Annotated in this window: 17 protein-coding genes; 10 read left to right on the top strand and 7 right to left on the bottom strand. The window is 66.1% G+C overall.

The window, feature by feature from the left end; all coding sequences use genetic code 11:
* Positions 1-630, top strand: a complete 630-nt coding sequence (locus tag ACP7AR_RS11290; protein ID WP_426185733.1) for a superoxide dismutase — start codon at positions 1-3, stop codon at positions 628-630.
* Between the two features lie 19 nt (positions 631-649).
* On the opposite strand, the gene nhaA is transcribed toward ACP7AR_RS11290, so the two are convergent.
* From nhaA to ACP7AR_RS11270, 4 genes are all read right to left on the bottom strand, one after another.
* Positions 650-1,969: a Na+/H+ antiporter NhaA gene (nhaA, locus tag ACP7AR_RS11285; RefSeq protein WP_426185731.1), complete on the bottom strand. Its 1,320-nt coding sequence runs from the start codon at positions 1,967-1,969 to the stop codon at positions 650-652.
* Positions 1,970-2,081: 112 nt separating this feature from the next.
* A complete protein-coding gene (locus ACP7AR_RS11280; RefSeq protein ID WP_426185729.1) occupies positions 2,082-3,086 on the bottom strand; it encodes a LacI family DNA-binding transcriptional regulator in 1,005 nt (334 codons plus the stop codon).
* 18 nt (positions 3,087-3,104) lie between these two features.
* Positions 3,105-4,766 (bottom strand): glycoside hydrolase family 13 protein, encoded by a 1,662-nt coding sequence (locus ACP7AR_RS11275; protein WP_426185727.1) that lies wholly within the window; start codon positions 4,764-4,766, stop codon positions 3,105-3,107.
* A gap of 172 nt (positions 4,767-4,938) precedes the next feature.
* Positions 4,939-5,865, bottom strand: a complete 927-nt coding sequence (locus tag ACP7AR_RS11270; protein ID WP_426185725.1) for a 2-hydroxyacid dehydrogenase — start codon at positions 5,863-5,865, stop codon at positions 4,939-4,941.
* 86 nt (positions 5,866-5,951) lie between these two features.
* Here ACP7AR_RS11270 and ACP7AR_RS11265 point away from each other — a divergent pair, with 86 nt between their 5' ends.
* Together ACP7AR_RS11265 and ACP7AR_RS11260 are read left to right on the top strand one after the other, a co-directional pair.
* Positions 5,952-6,380 carry a DUF1761 domain-containing protein gene (locus tag ACP7AR_RS11265; RefSeq protein ID WP_426185723.1) on the top strand — a complete coding sequence of 143 codons (429 nt, stop codon included), beginning with the start codon at positions 5,952-5,954 and terminating at the stop codon, positions 6,378-6,380.
* A 46-nt stretch (positions 6,381-6,426) separates the two neighbouring features.
* Positions 6,427-7,308 (top strand): hypothetical protein, encoded by an 882-nt coding sequence (locus ACP7AR_RS11260; protein ID WP_426185721.1) that lies wholly within the window; start codon positions 6,427-6,429, stop codon positions 7,306-7,308.
* Positions 7,309-7,426: 118 nt separating this feature from the next.
* Here the strand turns inward: ACP7AR_RS11260 and purQ are convergent, their stop codons facing one another.
* Both purQ and purS read right to left on the bottom strand, forming a co-directional pair.
* A complete protein-coding gene (purQ, locus tag ACP7AR_RS11255; protein ID WP_426187731.1) occupies positions 7,427-8,128 on the bottom strand; it encodes a phosphoribosylformylglycinamidine synthase subunit PurQ in 702 nt (233 codons plus the stop codon).
* Between the two features lie 2 nt (positions 8,129-8,130).
* Complete coding sequence (gene purS / locus ACP7AR_RS11250; RefSeq protein WP_426185719.1) at positions 8,131-8,379, bottom strand: phosphoribosylformylglycinamidine synthase subunit PurS; 249 nt, start codon at positions 8,377-8,379, stop codon at positions 8,131-8,133.
* A gap of 278 nt (positions 8,380-8,657) precedes the next feature.
* Here purS and ACP7AR_RS11245 point away from each other — a divergent pair, with 278 nt between their 5' ends.
* Positions 8,658-9,344 carry a MerR family transcriptional regulator gene (locus tag ACP7AR_RS11245; RefSeq protein WP_426185717.1) on the top strand — a complete coding sequence of 229 codons (687 nt, stop codon included), beginning with the start codon at positions 8,658-8,660 and terminating at the stop codon, positions 9,342-9,344.
* 7 nt (positions 9,345-9,351) lie between these two features.
* On the opposite strand, the gene ACP7AR_RS11240 is transcribed toward ACP7AR_RS11245, so the two are convergent.
* Positions 9,352-9,885 (bottom strand): adenine phosphoribosyltransferase, encoded by a 534-nt coding sequence (locus ACP7AR_RS11240; protein WP_426185715.1) that lies wholly within the window; start codon positions 9,883-9,885, stop codon positions 9,352-9,354.
* Between the two features lie 171 nt (positions 9,886-10,056).
* On the opposite strand from ACP7AR_RS11240, the gene ACP7AR_RS11235 reads away from it, so the two are divergent.
* From ACP7AR_RS11235 to ACP7AR_RS11210, 6 genes are all read left to right on the top strand, one after another.
* Positions 10,057-11,367, top strand: coding sequence for an ABC transporter substrate-binding protein (locus tag ACP7AR_RS11235; protein WP_426185713.1), 1,311 nt, complete (start codon positions 10,057-10,059; stop codon positions 11,365-11,367).
* Between the two features lie 97 nt (positions 11,368-11,464).
* The gene (locus ACP7AR_RS11230) at positions 11,465-12,508 is read left to right on the top strand and encodes a carbohydrate ABC transporter permease (RefSeq protein ID WP_426185711.1); all 1,044 of its coding nucleotides are present in this window, start codon (positions 11,465-11,467) and stop codon (positions 12,506-12,508) included.
* Positions 12,505-13,392 carry a carbohydrate ABC transporter permease gene (locus ACP7AR_RS11225; RefSeq protein WP_426185709.1) on the top strand — a complete coding sequence of 296 codons (888 nt, stop codon included), beginning with the start codon at positions 12,505-12,507 and terminating at the stop codon, positions 13,390-13,392. The genes ACP7AR_RS11230 and ACP7AR_RS11225 overlap by 4 nt, the downstream gene beginning before the upstream one ends.
* 5 nt (positions 13,393-13,397) lie before the next feature.
* Positions 13,398-14,828 (top strand): GH1 family beta-glucosidase, encoded by a 1,431-nt coding sequence (locus ACP7AR_RS11220; RefSeq protein WP_426185707.1) that lies wholly within the window; start codon positions 13,398-13,400, stop codon positions 14,826-14,828.
* 23 nt (positions 14,829-14,851) lie between these two features.
* A complete protein-coding gene (locus ACP7AR_RS11215) occupies positions 14,852-15,847 on the top strand; it encodes a LacI family DNA-binding transcriptional regulator (protein WP_426185705.1) in 996 nt (331 codons plus the stop codon).
* 38 nt (positions 15,848-15,885) lie between these two features.
* Entirely contained in the window at positions 15,886-16,908 is a 1,023-nt protein-coding gene (locus tag ACP7AR_RS11210; protein WP_426185703.1) for an alpha/beta fold hydrolase, read from the top strand.
* The last annotated feature ends 44 nt before the right edge of the window (positions 16,909-16,952 follow it).

The following is a 16,952-nucleotide window of genomic DNA, read 5'->3' as shown; positions in this document are numbered from 1 at the left end:
ATGCCCGCTCCCTACACCCTCCCTGAACTGCCGTACGACTACGCGGCACTCGAACCGCACATCTCCGCCACGATCATGGAACTGCATCACTCCAAGCACCACCAGGCCTACGTCACGGGCGCGAACACCGCGCTCGAGCAGCTCGCCGCAGCGCGCGAGAACGGCGACCTCGCGAACGTGAACAAGCTCGAGAAGGACCTCGCCTTCAACCTGGGCGGCCACATCAATCACTCGGTGTTCTGGCAGAACATGTCGCCGAACGGCGGAGGGGCTCCGGAGGGCGAACTCGCCGCCTCGCTGGAAGACTCCTTCGGCTCGATCGACGCCTTCCGCGCGCACTTCACGGCCACCGCGCTCGGCGTGCAGGGATCGGGATGGTCCGTCCTCGCGTGGGACAGCCTCGGTGCCCGACCCGTGATCTTCCAGCTCTTCGACCAGCAGGGCAACGCTCCGCTCGGTGTCACGCCGCTGCTGCAGTTGGACGTGTGGGAGCACGCGTATTACCTCGACTACCGGAATGTGCGCGCTGACTATGTCAAGGCGTTCTGGGAGATCGTGAACTGGGACGACGTGCAGCAGCGGTTCGAGAAGGCCAGGACGGGGACGCAGGGGCTCATCGCGCTGCCTTGATGCACGGCAGCCGTGGCGGTCAGCGTTCGACTGTGCTGTCGTGCGCCCCCGGCCCCCGCTCCACGGCCTTGCGGTAACGCCGGTTTCGGAGCCCGAGCACCACGGCGGCGAGCAGGGCGGCCACGACGGATGCCGTCAGGATCGCCACCTTGCTGTGGTCATAGTGCGGGCTGCCTGCCGCGAAGCTCAGCTCGGCGACCAACAGCGAGACGGTGAAGCCGATGCCGGCCAGGATTCCGACGCCGGCGATGTCGATCCAGCGCAGGGACGGATCGAGGTTGATGCGGCGGATCCGGGTGATGAGCCAGGTCGCTGCCGTGATGCCGAGAGGCTTGCCGACGACGAGACCGAGGACGATACCGATCAGCACCGGATCCGTGAGCGCAGAGACGAATCCCTCCGGGCCGCCGATCGCGACGCCTGCGGAGAAGAACGCGAACACCGGCACAGCGAACCCGGCGGACAGTGGACGGAATCGGTGCTCGAAGATCTCGGCCAGACCCGGACCGGAATCCTCCGATCGCGCCGCCTTCTTGTGCAGCACAGGGATCGTGAAACCGAGCAGAACGCCGGCGATCGTCGCGTGGATCCCTGAGGCGTGCATGAGCGCCCAGGCAGCGAATCCGATGGGCAGCAGGATCAACCAGGCAGCACCGGGGCGGACATGGAAGAACTGCCGGAAGCGCTGTGCGATCGCACCGTAGAGCGCGATGGTCACCAGCGCGAGCAGCAGCGGCACGAGCTCGATGGACTCGGTGTAGAAGATCGCGATGATCCCGATCGCGATGAGGTCGTCGACGACGGCCAGCGTCAGCAGGAAGATCCGCAGCGCGCTGGGCAGATGCGATCCGATGAGCGCGAGGACCGCGACCGCGAAGGCGATGTCGGTCGCGGTCGGAATCGCCCAGCCACGGGCCTCACTGGTCGTCGTACCCACCACTGCCACATACACGAGCGCGGGGACGACGACCCCGCCGACCGCCGCGACCACCGGCACGATGGCGGTACTGGGCTTTCGGAGGTCACCAGCGACGAACTCGCGTTTGAGCTCGAGGCCGACCAGGAAGAAGAAGATCGCCAGCAGGCCGTCTGCGGCCCACGCGCCCAGCGAGAGCTTGAGGTGCCACGGCTCGTACCCGACCTCGAAGTCGCGGATGGCGAAGTAGGAATCAGCCCACGGTGAGTTGGCCCAGATCAGTGCGATGGCTGCGAAGACGACCAACAGGATGCCGCCGACTGTCTCTTTGCGCAGGATCTCGGCGACGCGGATCGATTCCTCTCGGGATGCCGAGGGGAAGATGCTGCGGACGCGGGGGAACCGGGGCTGCGATGGCGACATGAGCGCCTTTCTGGTCGATGACGGGGCCGTCGACCAGGCTTCCCGACACTCCGCTGCCCATTGTAATCGACGGGCGCTCGTCAGCGCAGCTGGGCGACGTGCTCCGTCTGGATCACACCCGCGCGGTCGTCCCGCGGACGATGAGCTCGTAGGGCAGTGCACCAGGGGCTGCGGCGGGCAGAGCTTCCTCGAGCTTCGCCAGCACGGCGGAAGCCGCCCGCTCGCCCTGCCCGAGTGGGAACTGGTCGACCGTCGTGAGCTGGAAGAACTCGCCCAGCTCGTGGCCGTCGATCCCGATGATCGACAGATCCTCCGGCACGCGGAATCCGAGATCGCGTGCGGCGAGCACCGCACCGATCGCCATCTCATCGGATGCCGCGAAGATGGCCGTCGGCCGGGGCCCTGGCCTGCCGAGCAACTGCTTGGCGGCGCGGTATCCGCCCTCGACGGTGAAGTCCGCCGGCTCGAGGAATGCTGCCTTCGGCGTGATTCCGGCATCCGCCAGCGCCTTCTCGAAGCCGAGTCGACGCTGGGTGGGGATGTGGAAGTCGATGTCGAACTCGGGGTTCGCGCCGATGTGCGCGATATCGGTGTGACCGAGACTCAGAAGGTGCTCCGTCGCCAACTGCGCGACTGCGCCGTCGTCGACAGTTAGTGTGTCGAGCTGCGGATTCGGTCCGCCTATCGCGATCACGGGCAGTCCGAGCTCGAGGAGCCTGGTCGTCTCGGCCTCGTCCAGTTCGATCGACACCGCGATCACGGCATCCACGCGCTGGCGTCTGAGCGCGGTGTCGAACACGTTGCGCCGTACGTCCTTGTCAGCCGTGATGTTGTACAGGGTGATGTCGTAGCCCTGGCGCATCAGGGCGCTGGAGACTCCGGAGAGCACCGTGCTGAAGAACCAGCGGTCGAGGAACGGCACCACGACGCCGATGTTCCTGGTGCGCCCCGAGGCGAGCGACGATGCACGCGATGACACGACGTAGCCGAGCTTCTTCGCTGCGTCTTGGACCCGGTCGCGCGCGGCCGCTGATACGTGGCCGCGACCGCTGAGGGCGCGCGAGACCGTCGCCGTGGAGACGCCGGCCAGTCGCGCGACCTCATCGATGCTCACCATTTCGCATGCACCGGAGCGTCAGCCCTTGGTGTACCAGACAGCCGCGTCGACCGGCAGCGCGGTGCCGTCGAAGGGCTGGCTCTGCACGATGAAGGTGACATCATCGCCGAGCTCGAGCGGCTCGGTGCCGATGTTGACGGCGACGTGGAGGTCGTCCCTGCGGAAGGCGACGGTCGTGTCGCCCAGGTCTTCCCAGACGAGCGAGCCCACACCGAGCGCACGCTCACGGCGCAGGCGGAGCAGCTGCTTGTACAGGTTGAGCGTAGACGTGGCATCCGCCTCTTCCGTGTCGCGGGCGAACGACGCCCACTCAGCCGGCTGAGGCAGCCACGCGTCGCCCGTGGTGTTGAAGCCGAAGGCCGGCGCTGTCGCCTCCCACGGGATCGGCACACGGCATCCGTCGCGGCCGTATCGTTCGCCGTTCGTGCGGTACCAGGTCGGGTCCTGGCGGAACTCGTCGGGGATATCCATGGCCTCAGGGAGGCCGAGCTCCTCGCCCTGGTAGAGGTACGACGAACCGGGAAGCGCGAGCATCACGGTGGTTGCCGCGCGTGCGCGGGAGAGTCCGACCACCGGGTCGGGCTTGCCCGCCGATTTCGGTCCGATGCCCTCGCCCTGCGGGTTGTCCGCCGTGAGCGCGAGCCGCGAAGCATGGCGGACGACGTCGTGGTTCGAGAGCACCCAGGTGCTGGGGGCGCCGACCCGGCCGAATTCCTCGAGCGAATCGCGGATGACATCGCCGATGCGCTCGGCGTCCCATGCGGTCATCATGTACGGGAAGTTGAACGTCTGGTGCATCTCATCGGGGCGCACCCAGAGAGCGGTCTGCTTCAGCGTCGGCAGCCAGGCCTCGCCGCACAGGGCGCGGTCGCCGTCGTACTCGGCGAGCACTTTGTGCCAGTCGCGGTAGATGTCGTGCACGCCGTCCTGGCCCCAGTACGGCACACTGTCCTCGCCGCCGCCCATCGAGTCGGCATCCGCCACAGGCGCGTAGTCGGGAAGACCCGCCTCCTTGACCATGCCGTGCGCGACGTCGACACGGAAGCCGTCGACTCCGCGGTCGAGCCAGAAACGCAGCACAGAGCGGAACTCCTCCTTGACCTCCTCGTTCGTCCAGTCGAAGTCGGGCTGGCTCGCGTCGAAGATGTGCAGGTACCACTGGCCCGGGGTGCCGTCGGCTTCGGTGACGCGCTCCCACATGCCACCGCCGAAGACGCTCTCCCAGTTGTTCGGCGGGATCTCGCCGTTCTCGCCCTTGCCGTCACGGAAGACGTACCGAGCGCGTTCGGGGCTGCCGGGGGCGGCCTTCAGTGCTTCCTGGAACCAGACGTGCTGATCGGAGGAGTGGTTGGGGACGAGATCGACGATGAGGCGGATGCCACGGGCGTGCGCCTGCGCGATCATCTCGTCGAAGTCGGCGAGGGTGCCGAAGATCGGGTCGACGTCGCGGTAGTCGGCGACGTCGTAACCGGCATCCTTCTGCGGGCTGGTCATGAACGGGCTCAGCCAGATCGCATCGACGCCGAGTTCCTTCAGCGAATCGAGACGGCTGGTGATGCCCGGAAGGTCTCCGATGCCGTCACCGGACGCGTCCGCGAACGAGCGCGGGTAGATCTGGTAGATGACTGCGCTGCGCCACCACTCTGCTCCGGGGGCTGCGAACTGCTCAAGCTCTGTCATGCGACGAGCCTACTGCAAGCGCTTACAGTCCCGCGAGGGGCACGATCGAATCGGTTCGGAGGCGGTGCGGAGTCGTGTCGTCCAGCACGGATGCAGGGCGATCGTACGGATGCAGGGCGACTCGCCGACGGATGGACCTGCATCCGTGAAACGGCCCTGCATCTGTGCTGGGTCAGCCGTCGATCACGACGTTCACGGGAGCATCCCCGCGGAGCATCCGCTCGATCTGGTTTCGGATGAGCCTGGCGATGCGCGGGTTCATCGCGGTCGAGGCACCGCCGACATGCGGCGAGATGAGCACGCCCTCGGTCTGCCAGAGCGGATGCTCCGCCGGGAGGGGCTCGGGATCCATCACATCGAGCGCGGCACGGATGCGGCCGTTCTGACGTACCAGGGCATCGGTGTCGATGAGCGTGCCGCGGCCGACGTTGACGATCAGCGCGCCATCGGGCAGGAGGGCGAGCATCTCGTCGTCGAACAGATGGCGGGTCTCGTCGCCGCCGGGCAGTGCGAGTATCACGACCTCGGCGTTCGGGAGCAGCTCGGCGAGCTCGTCGATGGCGTGCACCTGCACGCGTCCGAGCCGCTCATGCCAGACGGGGCGGGCGGTGCGGGCGACGACGGTCAGCTCGACCTCGAAGGGCTCCAGGCGGACGGCGATCGCCTCGCCGACGCCGCCGAAGCCGACCAGAAGCACACGTCGATCGGCGAGGCTCTCGGCGAACACCGGAGACCATTCACCGTGCTGCTGGGCGAGCACGAACCGAGGAAGCTGCCGCTGCGCGGCAAGGGTCAGAGCGAGTGTGATCTCGGCGGTCGAGGTCTCATGCACGCTCGCCGCATTCGCGAACGGGATGCCGGACGGCAATGTGTCGGCGACGCCGTCGTAGCCGATCGACTGGCTCTGCACGAGCCCCACCTCGATGCCGTCGAGTGCCGAAAGCGCCGACGATCCGCCCATGTACGGCGGAACCACGAGGTCGATCCTCTCGCGCGGCGCAGGGGACTGGAAGTCCCAGACCTCGAGCTCGACCCCCTCAGGCAACGCGCCGATGTTCTCGGCCAGGCGGGCAGTGGGGACGGTGACGAAGAGACTCACACGTCGAGCCTATCGAGGACGGACGGTTCGGGGAGTAGCGTCAACGGCAACAGCGACGCCCGTCGCTCGAGCGCGGAGGAGGAGCCATGATTCCGGAGATCAACTACTGGGCAGTGCTGCTGGCCATGATCTCGAGCATGATCGTCGGGTCGGTCTGGTATACCCCGAAGGTGTTCGGCACGCGATGGGCGAAGCTGGCGAACGTCGACATGACCGGCTCCACGAAGAGCGCAGTGTGGCCGATCGTCACCACCCTGATCGTCAGCTTCGTCACCGCATGGGTGCTGGCCGGAGCATCCGCCATCGCCTGGCACTTCTACGAGGGGTCGTTCTTCGTCGCGGCTGTCGTGACCTCGATACTGCTCTGGGCCGGATTCACGGCGGCACGATTCATCACGCACGATGCCTTCGAAGGACGCCCGACGGCACTGACCACGATGAACATCGCACACGAACTGGTCACGCTCGTCGTCATGGCTGTGCTCATCGGCGTGTGGCCGCCGGCCGGGATCTGAGCACCGCATGGCGTGTGGGCACCGATCGAATCCCTAGGCTGAGGGTGTGAATCTTCCTGACCTCGGTCTGCTGCTCGACGTCGACGGCCCTGTCGCCAGCCCCGTCACTCGCACCATCGCGATCGACTCGATCGCCCGCGACCTCGTGGATCTCGTCGCGGCGGGGGTTCCGATCGCGTTCATCACCGGACGCTCGCACGAGTTCATCGCTGAGGTGGTCATCCCCGCTCTGCAGGAGGCCGGGCTGCGCGAAGCGCTGCTCCGCCCGGGGACGCGCATGTTCGGCGTCTTCGAGAAGGGCGGTGCCTGGTCGACGATCGATGCGGACGGCATGGGTGAGCCCACGATCGATCAGACGGTCGCGTTCAGCACGGATACTGTCGATGCCATCCGCGATCTGGTCGAACGGCGCTTCGCCGACACCATGTTCTTCGACGAGACCAAGCGCGCGATGATCTCGGTGGAGCAGCGCAAGGATGTCGGATCCGAGGATTATCGCCTCTCCCAGCGCGCTTTCCAGGATCAGGCCTTCGCCGTGCTGACCGGGCAGGGCGTCGGGTTGCGCTACGAAGAACAGTCGGTTGCCGACTCCGACGGCGCCGTCCCCTTCCGCATCGATCCGACGGTGATCTCCACCGACATCGAATCGATCCGCCTCGACAAGGATCATGCTGCGCAGCGTGCGCTGGAGCACTTCCGTGCGCAGGGGCCGGTGCCGAGCAAGTGGCTCAGCGTCGGTGATTCACGCAGCGACTATCTGATGGCCGACCAGCTTCACGCGGAGGGATTCGAGACGGCTCATCTGGACGTCCGCCCCGGCGACGGCATCCTCGATCGTCCGTACGCGGTGCTCACAGAGGGCGACCTCATCCACGACGAGGCATTCGCCGCTCACCTCACCGGCATCAGGACCGAGCTCGGCGTCTGATCGCGCGGTGCGCGACCGCCCGAAGTCGGCACACTTGCACGACTCGGGAACAGCGGCACGACCGGTTCGCCCGTTCGCTCGTGCAGGCGTGTTCAGCTCGTGCAGTCGTCCGGTGTGACTACGCGGCGACGCGGCTGACGGCGGCGATGGCGCTCGTGAAGAACGCGAGGCCGTCGGTGCCGGAGCGCATGGCGTCGGCGGTGTTCGGTCCGAAGCCCGCTTCCGTCGCATGCTCCGGGTGCGGCATGAGGCCGACGACGTTCCCGGCCTCGTTCCTGAGTCCGGCGATGTCGCGCAGCGACCCATTGGGGTTCACGCCCGCGTAGCGGAAGGCGACCAGGCCTTCGCCCTCGATGCGATCCAGCGTCTCCTCCGAAGCGATGTAGCCGCCGTCTGCGTTCTTCAGCGGGATAACGATCTCCTGGCCGGCGGTGAAATCGCTGGTCCAGGCTGTGGAGACATTCTCGACCGTGAGTTTCTGATCGCGGCGGACGAAGTGCTGGTGGTCGTTGCGGATCAGTCCGCCCGGCAGCAGATGCGCTTCGACCAGCATCTGAAAGCCGTTGCAGATTCCGAGTACCGGCATGCCCGATGCCGCAGCATCCTTCACCTCGGTCATGATCGGCGACAGCGCCGCGATCGCTCCGGCGCGCAGATAGTCGCCGTAACTGAACCCGCCGGGCAGCACCAGGGCGTCGACGCCCTCGAGGTCGTGGGAACCGTGCCAGAGGGCGACGGGCTCGGCACCGGCGAGGCGGATCGCACGCTGTGCGTCGCGGTCGTCGAGCGAGCCAGGCCAGGTGATGACGCCGATGCGCACGGTCACTGGACGACCTCGATACCGACGACGTCCTCGATGACGGCGTTGGAGAGCACGTCATCGGCGAGCTTCTTGACCTCGGCGAGCACCTCATCGGTGACCTCGCCGTCGACCGTGAGCTCGAAGCGCTTGCCGATGCGCACATCGCTGAAGCCGGCAACGCCGAGGCGTGCGAAAGCGCCGGAGACGGCCTTCCCCTGCGGGTCGAGCAGTTCGGACTTGGGCATGACGTCGACGACGATGGTGGGCATTGAAGGCTCCGGAAGTCGCGGGAAGGCGGGCAGCCCCAGTCTAGCGTCCGGGTCGAGATCCCAGGATGCGCAACAGGGTGCCCGGGCGGATGACGCACCCCCCGGTGTATCCGCCCGGGCAAGTCGAGGAGCCCCACTCATCGAGCTCCCGTCCGCGATTCCCCAGCGGCGAAAAGAGTCCCTCCACAGGCAGGTTAGAGTCAACGCACGGAAGTCGCATCGTGGAGAGTCGCAAGGCTCGCCACTCTCCAATCGTCGGCCTCGAGGGGGAGGAACGCATGAAGCTCAACGAGCTCGCAGGTCAGAGCGGAGTCAGCACGACGACGCTCAAGCACTGGATCCGGGTGGGGATCATGCCCGCTGGGCGATTGCGCAATCGCACTACGGCGGTGTACGAGCAGCGTCACGTCGATCGGGCACGGCTGATCGTCGTGCTGCGCGACTCGTTCGGTGCCTCGACCGCGGCGATCAGATCGCTCACCGACTTGATCGACTCCGATGGGGTGTCGACGCTCGATGTGATGAATGCCTGCCAGGCGTTCGCGCTCGGAACCGCCGACGGCGTCGCCTCCGATCCCGACTATGAGGTGTACCGCGAGCGCACGCACGAGCTCATGCGCCGTCGCGACTGGCGCGGGTATCCTGGCGCGGCCGAGCAGGGCCTCGCGCACGCCCTGGCGCAGGCTTCTGCCGTCGGTCTCGACTACGACGTCGATGAGCTCATGGCATACGCCGACGCGCTCGAGCCGCTCGCCAATCAGAACGTCGCCGCCCTCCGGCCGGACGGGTCGCCTGATGAGGTCGCCAGGAGGATGCTGCTCGCCATCAACGCTCGCGCTCGGCAACTCGTCGCGGTGAGCAGCCTCGCGCATGCAGCGGCAGCCATCCGCTCCGCGATCGACCGTGGCGTCGCGCCGGCCGACCTCGCGAAACCTCCGCCCGCGTCCGGCGTGCCTGCAACGTGACGCCGCGTCAGGCCGAGTGGAAGACGGTGTGCAGATCGCCGATGAGATCGCGTCCGCCGAGGCCGTCGATCTCGAAAAGCACCGAGATGCCGGCGACGTGCGAACCGAGCTGCTCGATCAGCTGACGACCGGCCGCGAGCGTGCCACCCGTCGCGAGGACGTCGTCGATCAAAAGGACGCGTGAGCCTGCCGGCAGGTCGTCGTGCATCTCGATCGTCGCGGTGCCGTATTCGAGGGCGTAGTCGACGGATGCCGCGGGGCGAGGAAGCTTTCCTGCTTTGCGGATCGGGATCAGGCCGACGCCTGCCGCGATCGCGGCTGCGCTGGCGATGAGGAATCCACGCGCTTCGATGCCGGCGATGACATCGAACTGCCCCGCGAAGGGCTCGATGATCGCCTCCGTGGTCGTGCGCAGTGCCTCGGCGTCCGCCAGTAGCGGCGTGATGTCGCGGAACAGGATGCCGGGTTCGGGGTAGTCCGGAATGCTGCGGATCAGCGATGCGGCGCGGGTGAGAGCAGGGGAGAGTTCGGCGGAGGGCACTGGCCAAGGCTACTTCAGCGTCACCGCTCAGGTCTCACTTGACATTCGTGGGAGCGCTCCCATACAGTGGCATTCACGTTCGTGGGAGCGCTCCCACAGGGGTGCACGCCCGGTACGCACGCGAACACTCACCTGCACCAACACCACCGCACGACCACAAAGGAGTGACCTGTGAACACACGCGCACACGGACGGATCCTGACGACAGTCGCCGTCGCATCCGTCTCCGCTCTCGCCCTCGCCGGCTGTTCAACCGGCGCCGGCGACACCTCCGGCGGCGACGCCGAGGGGGACGTCACGCTGACCGTGACGACATTCGGCACCTTCGGATACGAAGACCTCTACAAGCAGTACGAAGAGGAGAACCCGAACGTCACGATCGAGGCGACCAACATCGACACCGGCGGAAACGCTCGCACCGATGCCTTCACCAAGATCGCTGCAGGGTCGGGCCTCAGCGACATCGTCGCCGTCGAAGAGGGTTGGCTCGGCGCGATCATGGAGGTCTCCGACACGTTCGTGGACCTGCGCGACTACGGCATCGAGGACCGCAAGGGCGACTGGGTCGACTGGAAGTACGCTCAGGGCACCGACGCCGAAGGCCGGGTGATCGGCTACGGCACCGACATCGGCCCGAGCGGCATCTGCTACAACGGTGCAGCTTTCGAGGCAGCAGGCCTGCCCAGCGACCGCGAGTCCGTCGCCGAGCTGCTCGACGGCGACTGGGAGAACTACTTCACCGTCGGTGCCGACTACACCGAGAAGACCGGAAAGGCCTGGTACGACCACTCCGGATTCGTCTGGAACTCGATGGTCAACCAGCTCGACGAGGGCTACTACACCGCCGACGGCGAGCTGAACGTCGACGGCAACGCCGAGCTCAAGGAGCGCTTCGAACTGCTGGGCGCGGCGACCGAGGGCGGCCAGTCGGCTGCGCAGGCGGCGTGGGACTGGAACGGCGGCAAGTCGTTCGTCGACGGCACCTTCGCGACGTTCGTCTGCCCCGGCTGGATGCTGGGAACCATTCAGGGTCAGGTCGAAGCAGGCGGCGGCGACGCTTCCACGGGCTGGGACTTCGCCGATGTCTTCCCCGGAGGTGCGGCCAACTGGGGTGGCGCGTTCCTCTCCGTGCCGGAGAGCTCCGAGCACAAGGAAGCAGCAGCCGCTCTCGCCGACTGGCTGACGCAGCCGGAGCAGCAGGTGAAGCAATCTGAGGCTGCGGGCAACTTCCCGTCGACGATCGAGGCGCAGGAAGAGCTCGCCGCAGCCGCGACGCCGAACGAGTTCTTCAACGACGCGCCCACTGGTGCCATCCTCGCCGAGCGTGCGAAGGGTGTCGTCGCCCAGTTCAAGGGGGCAGACGACTCGGTCATCCAGGAGAACGTCTTCGGTCCGGCGCTGAGCAGCCTCGACCGCGGCGAGACCGACACCAAGGGTGCGTGGGAGCAGGCGCTCAAGCTGCTGAACGAGCTCGTCGGCTGACGCTCGCTCGAAAGGCACACCCCTTCGACAGGCTCAGGGACCGCCACCCGGTCTCTGGGCCTGTCGAGTCACCACTGCGTCAGACAGGAATGAACAGATGACTCTCACCGCTCCGCCGAAGGAGCGCCGAGACACGGCATCCCCGAAACACACGGATGACGTGCCGAGGCCCTCCTGGCGCCACCGCCTCTCGCGGTTCGATCAGAATGCCTCCCCCTACGCGTACGTCGCGCCGTTCTTCCTGCTGTTCGGACTCGTCGGGCTCTTCCCGTTGGTCTACACGGTGTACGTGGCAGTGCACGAATGGGATCTGCTGAAGGGCGAAGGCGACTTCGTCGGATTCGGCAACTTCGTCGAGATCCTCGGCGACTCGATGTTCTGGAACTCGATCTTCAACACCCTGAGCATCTTCCTGCTCTCGGCGATCCCGCAGCTGTCCGTCGCTCTGCTGGTCGCCTACCTGCTCGACCGGGGGCTCCGCGCGCCGACCATCTGGCGGATGAGTGTGCTCATCCCGTTCGTCGTCACTCCGGTCGCCGTCGCCATCATCTTCTCCAGCATCTTCAACGAGGCCGACGGACTCGCCAACAACCTGCTGAATCTGATCGGAATCGTCGATCAGGAGTGGAAGCACAACACGTTCCTCTCGCACATCGCGATCGCCGTCATGGTGAACTTCCGCTGGACCGGTTACAACGCTCTGATCCTCCTCGCCGCGATGCAGGCGGTTCCGCGTGACCTGTACGAATCCGCAGCGATCGACGGCGCAGGACCCGCTCGTCGCTTCTTCTCGATCACGATCCCCACGATCCGCCCGACACTGATCTTCGTGATCATCACCGCGACGATCGGAGGCCTGCAGATCTTCGCAGAGCCGCGCCTGTTCGATGTGTCGACCGCCGGCGGTATCGGCGGCAGCGACCGGCAGTTCCAGACCACCGTGCTCTTCTTGTGGGAACTCGCATTCTTCCGTCGGAACCTCGGCGAAGCATCCGCGGTCGCCATCCTCCTGTTCCTGCTCATCGTCGGAATCGGCGTGATCAACTTCCTGCTCTCCCGGCGGATCGCCACCGGTTCCGCGCCCAAGGCCAATCGCGCTGCGCGCCGCCGCGCCCGCATCACACAGGAGAAGACGCGATGACCGCCACCCAGGCACTCAGCGTGCCCGAGAAGATCCGCAGGCGTCGAAGCAGCGGCGGCAACGCCGGAATCGGCAGTCGTCCCGGGTTCATGACGTACGGTCTGCTCGCCGCGTTCATCATCGGCAGCATCTATCCGCTGTGGTGGTCTCTCGTCGTCGCGAGCGGTACGAACTCGACTCGCGGTGAGACGCTGCCCATGATCCCCGGTGGAAACTTCTTCGCGAACGCGGCGAAGGTCTTCGACGCCATCCCGTTCTGGCTCGCACTCGGAAACTCGCTTCTCGTGTCGACGATCATCACGCTCTCGGTCGTGACCTTCTCGACCCTCGCGGGCTATGCGTTCGCGAAGTTGCGCTTCAAAGGCCGCGAGGGGCTCATGATCTTCGTCATCGCCACGATGGCGATCCCGACCCAGCTCGGCATCATCCCGTTGTTCATGGTGATGCGCGAACTCGGCTGGACGGGATCCATAGGGGCGGTGATCATCCCGACGCTCGTCACGGCGTTCGGCGTGTTCTTCATGCGTCAGTACCTGGTCGACGTCATCCCGGATGAGCTCATCGAGGCGGCGCGGATGGACGGCGCCAATCAGTTCCGCACGTTCCTCACCGTCGGCATCCCCGCGGCCCGACCGGCCATGGCGATCCTCGGTCTGTTCACCTTCATGACCGCGTGGACGGACTACCTGTGGCCGTTGATCGTGCTCTCCCCCCAGAACCCCACCCTGCAGACGGCGCTCAGCCAGCTGCAGTCCGGGTACTACGTCGACTACTCGATCGTGCTGACCGGTGCCATCCTTGCGACGTTGCCCCTGCTGATCCTCTTCGCGGTCGCAGGCAAGCAGCTCGTCAGTGGAATCATGGCCGGCGCGGTGAAAGGATGACCCCTATGACGCGCCCCTTCCCCGAGAACTTCCTGTTCGGAGCGGCAACCGCGGCCTACCAGATCGAGGGTGCGGCGCACATCGACGGTCGTACGGACTCGATCTGGGATGCGTTCACGCGTGTCCCAGGCGCGGTCGTCGGCGGCGACAACGGCGATGTCGCGTGCGACCACTATCACCGCTATGCCGAGGACGTCGCGCTCATGACCGAGCTCGGGCTGCAGACCTACCGCTTCTCGACCTCATGGTCGCGGGTGCGTCCCGACGGCGGTGCGGTGAACCAGGCGGGCGTCGACTTCTACAGTCGACTCGTCGACGAGCTGCTCGGCGCCGACATCCTGCCCTGGCTGACGCTCTACCACTGGGATATGCCGCAGGCGCTTCAGGAGAAGGGCGGTTGGACGAACCGCGACACCGTCGACCGCTTTCTCGAGTACGCCGGCACCATGCACGACGCTCTCGGGGATCGGGTGAACGTGTGGACGACGTTGAACGAGCCGTGGTGCTCGTCGTTCCTGTCCTACACCGGCGGTGAGCACGCACCGGGGCACACGAGTGTCGCCGAGGGACTGCTCGCCTCGCATCACCTGCTGCTCGCTCATGGCCGCACCGTGCAGGAGCTGCGCTCGCGTGATGCTTCGCTGGACCTCGGCATCACGCTGAACCACACCGTCGCCGACCCCGCCGATCCTGACAGGCCAGCCGACGCTGACGCTGTGCGACGAGTGGATGGACAGTTCAACAGGTGGTTCCTCGACCCGATCTACCTCGGCTCTTACCCCGCAGACATCGTCGAAGACATTCGCGGCGTCGATCCGGATGCCGTCGCCCAGTTCGAGGCGGCGATCCACGATGGCGATCTGAAGTCGATCTCGCAGAAGATCGACACCCAGGGCGTCAACTACTACCACGGCGACTTCCTTTCGGGTCGGGCTCCAGCTGTACGTCCCGTGTCTGGCGGACCGACGACCGAAAGGGCGACGCGCAGCCCGTATCCGTCGAACGAGGGCATCCATTCCGTCGAGCGCGGACTACCGCGCACGGCGCAGAACTGGGAAGTGCAGCCGGAAGGGCTGGCCCGTCTGCTGCAGCGCGTCTGGACCGAGTACGCAGAGCCGGCAGGAACCGTGCTGTACATGACCGAGAACGGCGCGGCGTACGACGACGTCGTGGTCGTGGAAGACGGCGAGACGCGTGTGCACGACGCGGATCGCTCCGAGTTCCTTCGTCTGCACCTCGGTGCAGTGCTGGACGCGGCGGATGCCGGAGTGGACGTGCGCGGGTACTTCTACTGGTCGATGTTCGACAACTTCGAGTGGGCGTGGGGCTACGACAAGCGGTTCGGCATCGTCCGGGTCGACTACGACACTCAGGAGCGGAGCCTCAAGGACAGCGGCCGGGAGTACGCTCGCATCATCGCCGCGCGCGCCCTCTGACCGCGTCGGCCGGAAGGAGAGCTGTGCCGTCACGCGCGACGATCGAAGAGGTGGCGGCCACCGCCGGAGTGTCACGGTCCACGGTGTCGCGGGTGGTCAACGGGTCGACAGCCGTCAGCCCCGAAGCGCTCGTCGCGGTGCAGGCGGCGATCGCCGAACTCAACTACGTGCCGAATCGGGCAGCCCGTTCACTGGCCTCGAAGCAGACGCACGCGATCGCCCTGATCGTCCCTGAAGACACCACGCGTTTCTTCGGGGATCCCTTCTTCGCCTCGATCGTCGCAGGCATCACCGGCGCGCTCGGTGGCTCCGACTACCTGCTCAACCTGCTGATCGCCAGCGATGACCCCGGCGACAAGATGACGAGCTTCGTGCGCAACGGGGGAGTCGACGGTGCTCTGATCGTCTCGCATCACACCAGTGACGCATTCATCGATCGCATCGCGGATGCCGTGCCGGTCGTCTGGGGCGGCCGCCCGCTGCGCCAGCACGCGAGCGACTACGTGGTCGACGTCGACAACGTCGCTGCGGCTCGCACAGCGACGCAGCATCTCATCGACAGTGGACGCACCCGGATCGCGACGATCTCGGGCCCGCTGAGCATGCTCGCCTCGGTCGATCGCGTGCAGGGCTTCCGCGATGCGCTTTCGGATGCCGAGCTCTCCCCTTTCGCGGAGGAAGAGGGTGATTACAGCGAGACGAGCGGTGCCGACGCTGTACGGCGCATCCTCGCGACCGGCACGCCGGACGCGATCTTCGTCGCCAGCGACCTCATGGCGCGCGGTGCGCTGACGGCCATGCGCTCGGTCGGGCTGCGGGTACCGGAGGACGTCGCTCTGCTGGGCTTCGACGACTCCGCGGTTGCGCTGTCGACCGACCCGCCGCTGACGACCATGCGGCAGCCGATGTATCTGCAGGGCGAGACCATGGCCGCGGTGCTGCTGTCGCGCCTCTCAGGGGGCGAACCCGCGCAGACGACGATCCTTCCGACGGAGCTCGTCGTGCGCGGGTCTGCGTAGTCCGCGAGGGATTGGGTCGTCCTTCTAGACTGACCGGCATGAGTGACGAGTCTGGCCGAGCGGTCGTAGCGGATCTGTGCCGCATCCCCAATCCCGAAGCGATCGATCGCACGACGTTCGTCGAGCTCGGCGGTGTTGAGCAGTTCGTCTCCATTCGAGGTCGGAACGCGACCAACCCGGTACTCGTCGTCTGCCATGGCGGACCGGCGCTTCCTTCGCTGCCGTCGTCGTGGATCTGGCAGCGAGCAGTCGAGGATTATTTCACCGTTGTCAACTACGACCAGCGCGCCAGCGGTAAGTCTGCAGCAAACATGAACGACGAAATTGACCTGAGCCTCGACAGATACGTCGCTGACCTTGAGGAATTGATCGTCTGGCTCCAGGGTGAGCTCGGCGTGACGAAAGTGGGCGTTCTCGGCCACAGCTGGGGAACCATCATCGGCGTCACATTGGCCGAGCGACGACCCGACCTGCTCTGGGGTTACATCGGTGTCGGTCAGGTGATCTGTGGTCCCGAGAATGAGGGGGAGAGCTTCAGGCATGCGGTACGGAGCGCGACTGCGGATCAGAACGAGGAAGCACTCGCGGAAGTTCGGGCACTCGGCGAGTATCCCGGAATGCAGCCATTGACCCTTGAGCGAATCGTGACCTGCAGGAAATGGGCGCAGTACTACGGGGGACTATCCGCGTATCGATCCGACTCCGCCTACTTCATGGAGTCGCAAGAGCTGTCGCCGTATTACACGGACGACGAGTTGGCGCTGATCGGCGCGGGGCAACAAGTGACCATCCCGCAGGTTCTTCCTGACTTGCTTGGCTTCGATGCTCGAGACCAGATCGTGTTCGATGTGCCGATGCTGCAGTTCCTCGGGCGCCATGATTGGACGACCCCGACGGCTCCTGTCGAGCGCTGGATCGAAAGGGTTGTCGCACCATCGAAGGACGTTGTCTGGTTCGAGAACTCCGCGCATCTATGCATGCATGAAGAGCCCGGGAAGTTCGTTGTGAGTCTCGTCAACCTGGCGTTGCCACACGCCGTCGTCGCCGAATTCGGGGAATGAGACAGGGGCCGGGGGCACCGATCGACGCCGCGAGCCCACCGACC

It is taken from the genome of Microbacterium sp. TWP3-1-2b2 (assembly GCF_049896145.1).
In the GTDB taxonomy this organism is placed as follows: domain Bacteria; phylum Actinomycetota; class Actinomycetes; order Actinomycetales; family Microbacteriaceae; genus Microbacterium.
Note: the sequence above shows the minus strand (reverse complement) of the source record. Positions and strands in the feature narration are given on the sequence as shown.

Coding starts and splice junctions, on each gene's coding strand:
- ACP7AR_RS11290 (WP_426185733.1), top strand. CDS start 1: ATGCCCGCTCCCTACACCCTCCCTGAACTGCCGTACGACTACGCGGCA.
- nhaA (WP_426185731.1), bottom strand. CDS start 1,969: ATGTCGCCATCGCAGCCCCGGTTCCCCCGCGTCCGCAGCATCTTCCCC.
- ACP7AR_RS11280 (WP_426185729.1), bottom strand. CDS start 3,086: ATGGTGAGCATCGATGAGGTCGCGCGACTGGCCGGCGTCTCCACGGCG.
- ACP7AR_RS11275 (WP_426185727.1), bottom strand. CDS start 4,766: ATGACAGAGCTTGAGCAGTTCGCAGCCCCCGGAGCAGAGTGGTGGCGC.
- ACP7AR_RS11265 (WP_426185723.1), top strand. CDS start 5,952: ATGATTCCGGAGATCAACTACTGGGCAGTGCTGCTGGCCATGATCTCG.
- purS (WP_426185719.1), bottom strand. CDS start 8,379: ATGCCCACCATCGTCGTCGACGTCATGCCCAAGTCCGAACTGCTCGAC.
- ACP7AR_RS11245 (WP_426185717.1), top strand. CDS start 8,658: ATGAAGCTCAACGAGCTCGCAGGTCAGAGCGGAGTCAGCACGACGACG.
- ACP7AR_RS11230 (WP_426185711.1), top strand. CDS start 11,465: ATGACTCTCACCGCTCCGCCGAAGGAGCGCCGAGACACGGCATCCCCG.
- ACP7AR_RS11225 (WP_426185709.1), top strand. CDS start 12,505: ATGACCGCCACCCAGGCACTCAGCGTGCCCGAGAAGATCCGCAGGCGT.
- ACP7AR_RS11220 (WP_426185707.1), top strand. CDS start 13,398: ATGACGCGCCCCTTCCCCGAGAACTTCCTGTTCGGAGCGGCAACCGCG.
- ACP7AR_RS11210 (WP_426185703.1), top strand. CDS start 15,886: ATGAGTGACGAGTCTGGCCGAGCGGTCGTAGCGGATCTGTGCCGCATC.